General features: G+C 44.3%; 5 protein-coding genes. 1 reads left to right on the forward strand and 4 read right to left on the reverse strand.

Annotated elements, in window-relative coordinates:
- From PLA23_RS10025 to PLA23_RS10040, 4 genes are all read right to left on the reverse strand, one after another.
- On the reverse strand, positions 1–726 hold a 726-nt coding region (locus tag PLA23_RS10025; RefSeq protein ID WP_324475092.1), incomplete at its 3' end, for an AAA family ATPase.
- Between the two features lie 36 nt (positions 727–762).
- Positions 763–1671: a DUF4350 domain-containing protein gene (locus PLA23_RS10030; RefSeq protein WP_324330954.1), complete on the reverse strand. Its 909-nt coding sequence runs from the start codon at positions 1669–1671 to the stop codon at positions 763–765.
- On the reverse strand, positions 1661–3424 hold the full coding sequence (locus PLA23_RS10035; RefSeq protein WP_324475093.1) for a DUF4129 domain-containing protein: 1764 nt from the start codon (positions 3422–3424) through the stop codon (positions 1661–1663). Before PLA23_RS10035 ends, PLA23_RS10030 begins: the two co-directional genes overlap by 11 nt.
- A complete protein-coding gene (locus PLA23_RS10040) occupies positions 3421–3687 on the reverse strand; it encodes a DUF8044 family membrane protein (protein ID WP_324330958.1) in 267 nt (88 codons plus the stop codon). Before PLA23_RS10040 ends, PLA23_RS10035 begins: the two co-directional genes overlap by 4 nt.
- Positions 3688–4020: 333 nt before the next feature.
- Here PLA23_RS10040 and PLA23_RS10045 point away from each other — a divergent pair, with 333 nt between their 5' ends.
- Entirely contained in the window at positions 4021–5058 is a 1038-nt protein-coding gene (locus tag PLA23_RS10045; RefSeq protein ID WP_324330960.1) for a glycosyltransferase family 2 protein, read from the forward strand.
- Positions 5059–5440 lie beyond the last annotated feature (382 nt).

Below are 5440 nucleotides of genomic sequence, written 5' to 3' on the forward strand. Positions count from 1 at the left end.
ATCCTCCATCCTGACCTGGGATACCTGATCAATGGATGTCTGTAGGTCTTTTGGAGAGGTGACCGGACGGAGTGTTTCAGCAAACCGGTTCCAGGTCAGGGTACCATCGGATGCACGTTTGATTACGGTGAGTTCCTCATCCGGATTGAGGGGGGAGATGCGGATACTAAACATAAACCGGTCACGCTGAGCTTCTATGAGTGGGAATGTCCCTTCAAGTTCAAAGGAGTTCTGGGTTGCAATAACGATAAACGGACGGGGTAACGGGAGAGTTATCCCATCAATGGTCGCCTGGCGTTCGCTCATTGCTTCAATAAATGCTGACTGGGCTTTTGGGTGAACCCGATTCATCTCATCAGCGAGGAGGATATTGGTAAATATCGGCCCTTTCCGAAGGTTGAATTCACATGACTGCTGATCATAGATACGAACTCCGATCATATCAGCCGGCTGCAGATCAACAGCTCCTTGAATTCGTGCGAACTCACAGCCCGTCACCCTGGCAATCGCCTTTGCAATAGTCGTCTTCGCGGTCCCGGGAAGCCCTTCTATGAGAATATGGCCTTCTGCAAGGAGGGCGATTAATATAAGCTCGATGAGATCCTGGTTTCCGACGATAAATGGCGACAAGGCAGAGGCAACTGCAGTATGGAGTCGTGCAAGTTCAGATCTATTCGCCTCACCTCTATCCTGCCCGATGCTTTGATCCACATCACGAGAAGTCATGGTTTTCAATACCCCCTATTATATATTTCCTCATCTTTACATGCTCACCGGTTCAGGACTGATATCAGAAATCCCCGGTGGTCTTTTCTTACGTACAAACGAAATGGCAAGAAGAGAGAGGAAGACAATTATGGTTTTTAACACCGAATCAGACTGGATATACCGAAGCAGCCAGCCTGAACCATTCTGAACTGCGGTCTTGCTGTGAATCTGCTCAATGAGAAGATGTGGACGATAATGTATGCAATTAGATAAGAATTGTTCATTCCCGTACTCTGACTCCAGTCCTGACATCGAATTGATGAAAACACTCGAATCAGAGAGCACGACAATCTCACCATCTCCGATCTGTTCATGTGCAAGAACAGTATACCGTCCAAATGATTCATTAGACGATATGCGAAAATCCTGATTGATATCAATCCAGCTCATGATACTTGTCTGTATCAGGGGTAAACCCCCGGTTAATGGTTTTGCCTTGTCAAGAACAAGCGATCCAACGTTCCTCGTGAGCGGATGATCTGACACCGGACTGGTGATGAGAATTGATGAGTTGTTATAAGCACGGTCAATCCCGGCGAGATACGAAGTCCCTATGCGGATGGAACACCCAAGATCTGATAAAAGAGTGTTTCCTGTATCGGTCTCATCTGCAAGGAACACCGTATTCCCCTTCTGTAAAAATGTACGGATAATCCTTATTTCTTCATCATGGAACGATTCAATCGGTGCAATTATCAAAAAGGTTACGTTATTTCTGGTTTCAAGAATCGTTATATCAGAAACCATCTCCGTGGTGTGACGATCCAGCCGGGAGAAGAATGCCGAACTACCGTTCCAGCCAGGATTATCCTGTGAGAGGTCATTGGTGTTCGTGGTCAGAAATATTCCAAGGAGAAGAAAAGCGGCGCATACCATGATTCCAATAATAAATTTATATATCATCTCTCCGCTTCCTCCATGTCTCGCGGAACGAGTTCGCTGCACATATCAGCTCTTCGATACAGCGGGAATCCTGACATCCTCCATACCTGATTCGTTCATACCACTCAATAAACCTGATAAACCTGACTTTCCATGCTTCTTCAGGCAAAGATCCTGCTATTTCCCGGGCTGTCATGTATGGAGATATATGAATCCCCTGAGAATGAGAGAGAACGGAGAGAATTTCCAGATAGAGGTTGCGGGATAATCCTTCCTGACCATTAAGGTTGTATTTCGTATCGTTGGTTCTCATATTGATTATCGTATCAAATGCACTCTCATCTCTCGACAATTCGTGCGGATTCTGGGATTTGAAAGAATTTTCTGTATCAGGGACTGTTTTTCCGACAATCCCCTTACGACGGAAGTACCAGATTGGAACTGCAAAGAGAACAAAACCAGGTAGTATCACCATCCAGGGTGGGAACGAACCGGTCATTGAACTCCTAACGGCGGTAATGCTGAATCCGTCAGACTCGACGATATAATGCTGGCTTTCGGATGGCAGTAAGGGATATGACTGATCGTCAAACCGGGTAACCATATCATACGTGCCTTCAGACAGGGGAAGTGTTACCAGATAGGTTCCTGATGCACTGGTCATAGCTGTATTCCATACCTTATCCTGAACGTATATGTTCACCGGCACATCAGGAACCGGGTTGCGGGCTGTTACAACCCCGGTCAGATTGACGGCTGACATTCCCTTTACCGGGAGTACCCGGAGAGTAAGTGACGTTTCAAGAGGTGTTACGATAATAGGGACAGAATCAGAGATTATAGAACCCCATCGGGCGGTCAGGTTGTGTTCTCCTGCAGAAATATTATGAATCATGATCTGTGAACGATATTCACCGATTTCGTCAGGTATCAATTCCAATAATGCGGTATCATCAAGAGTTATCGTCACTGGCCATGACCGATCCTGCGATCCTGCAACAAATCCATACACATCGATCGTGTCCTGAAAGGTAACGGTACCCGGTCCTGCAAGGAATGAAATGAACGGAGATCCAGTATCTACAAACCCTATATGCCGATCACGCTCATTCTGCCTTTGTGCAACAATTCCGTTCAGTCTTTCAAATTCAGCCTTACTCTGCAGAACTGGTTCTGTATTCACTCCGAAAGTATTACCCCGTGAAGACAATGAATCTGTAATATCCGCATACTGGTTCTGCAGCATCTGAATTCTGTTTTTCAGTGCTTTCCCCTGGATTCGCACTTTGGTTACGGAATCAGGATTATCTTCATCCTGATAATGAATCTCCAGTTTTTCAAGTGACTGGAGCGATTCCGATGTTGATACAAACTGGGAGAGGATATCCTTTTGCTTGCCTGTATCCTGATAAAACCGGGCGAGTTCACTCTCATTCATATCCAGTTTGATAATAAGATTCTGAAGATCATGGTACCGGCCGGTATACCGGGCGAGATCAGAACGAGCTGATTCGATGTCCTCTTTTCTTAAAGTAACGGCTATCGTCCCACTATAGTCCAGTAGTTCCTGCATCAGCGGAAGAAGATCCATGGAGCTGTTAAATGCCTGCTTTTTCAGATCCCCGATATTCATATGATATCCAGTCTCGCAAACGCTTTTATCAGCCGGATAGACCAGTGGATGCATCCCGTTGTCAATCAGGAGAGCAGCAGTAAGAAGACTGATTGCTATATACGAAAGAATAAAAAGATATCGTATTACCCTTCTATTCATCCGTATATTATCCCCCAGACCTTTCGAAGAACAAGAATGACAAAGAGAACGGTCCCGGTTCCGGCAAAGATCATGATCTTTTTCAGGTACCTGGGACGAACATACCGGGTGTCAGCAAGCTCAGTAATGATAAGGATACCAATAAGCCAGAGAACAAAAAGAACTTCGATATCAAAAGACCCGGCTAGGAACATACATGAGACGATAATAATAAGCCAGGTTACCATACTCCCCATAATCAGGATTTTTTTTGATATCTTCATAGTACCATGCATCCAGGCGAGAATTGTTCCAGGAAAACCACAATTTTTTTCGGAAATTAAAAATTACATCCCCCTCTCATAGTCCCCTTAATAAATCCCCTCAATTTTCTCAATAAACGAAGTAAATTATTTATGTAATATTGTTCTATATTCCATCATTATATATTGAGATCCTCATAAAGACATATCGGATGGGGGGAAAATTCATGATGGAATCTTCTTATCAGGAAGACACAATTGCGAAATGCTCAAACATGTTGCATGTGAATACTCTTACAGGGAATGGAGGGGGCTCCTTTGTGAGCATCCGGTTCCAGACTCACATTCTGTGATATGATGAATTCATCACATAATCCATGGTGCTTTCAGGGAGAGATTACTCCGGCATGTGATGAGTTCTCGTTCCATACCGCACTGAGTCCGAACAGTCATGAATTTTTTTATGATACCATACCCTCTTCTTTCAGATACCGGTATGATCCGGATGAGGAAACCGCATCTCATTCGATCAATCCTTTTTCATCGACTGCAGTCCTCATTCCGGCATATAATGAAGGACAGGTTATTGGTTCGGTCGTGACAGCGGCGCGTAAAATTGTTCCATGGGTTATTGTTATCGATGATGGTTCAGCCGATAATACCGCTGATCAGGCAACCAAGGCTGGTGCTGATGTAATCAGGTTAGGTGAGAATCAGGGTAAGGCTGGTGCAGTATTTATCGGATGCTCTTATGCTAAGAAACAGGGTATAGATACCATTATTCTCTTAGATGGTGACGGGCAGCATGATCCCAGGGAGATACCGGTTGTTGCAGCTCCGGTACTCACTGGGGCAGCGGATGTGGTGATTGGATCCCGGTTCATGGGAGAGAAGAACCAGATCCCAAGGTACCGGATTGCCGGTCAGCAGATCCTGAACAAAGTCACCAGACTGGCGTGCCACCTTCCCATCACCGATACACAATCAGGTTTTCGAGTCCTCGGTAAACGGGCACTGGATAATCTGAATTTCAATTCAAAGGGGTATAACCTTGAATCAGATATGATCACCCATTTTGCCGCAATTGGAATGAGGATGGCTGAAGTACCGATTACCGTGAGATATGATGTGCCACATAAGCATAAGATGAACCCGCTCCGTCATGGAATAGGGATTATTTCCCATTTGCTCTTTGATATTACCAGAAAACGTCATATCCTTTCCAACGTGACGTCGGTGACAACACTTTTCTTCGGAGCTGCATTCTTCTTTTCTTTTTTATTAGGATTTTTATTCAGACCGTTTATTGAGATTCATCACTTTTCCTTCGGAATTTTTACAATGATCATCGGGAGTTTCGGCATTGTATGCCATTTGATTCATCGGTCCTGAATGTCTGATAAAGAGAGTTCGTTTCATTTTTTGGGATCCTGGCCAAGAACATTTTCTTCTGATACAATTGAATATACTCATTATTTTTGACACCACACGCTCCCTGCACCTCATTATGAGCGTATTGTATATGCCTATGATAACGCCATGAAAAATCCCGGTTTGCTGCCGCTGCCAGAGAGGATATCAAAAGAAAATTCTGAATTATGAATTATTACGATACGTTTATTAAAATACAGAACATATTCTACGTACGCGCACGAGAGAGACATTCAGAAACGTTCAGGCAGGAATTATTTACCATCCCTGACTATCCTCATCATACGTCATATCAGGATATGCATACCGGAGAACCCCTCATCATATGATCAGTATTATTGTT

This window comes from Methanospirillum sp. (assembly GCF_035406105.1).
Lineage (GTDB): Archaea > Halobacteriota > Methanomicrobia > Methanomicrobiales > Methanospirillaceae > Methanospirillum.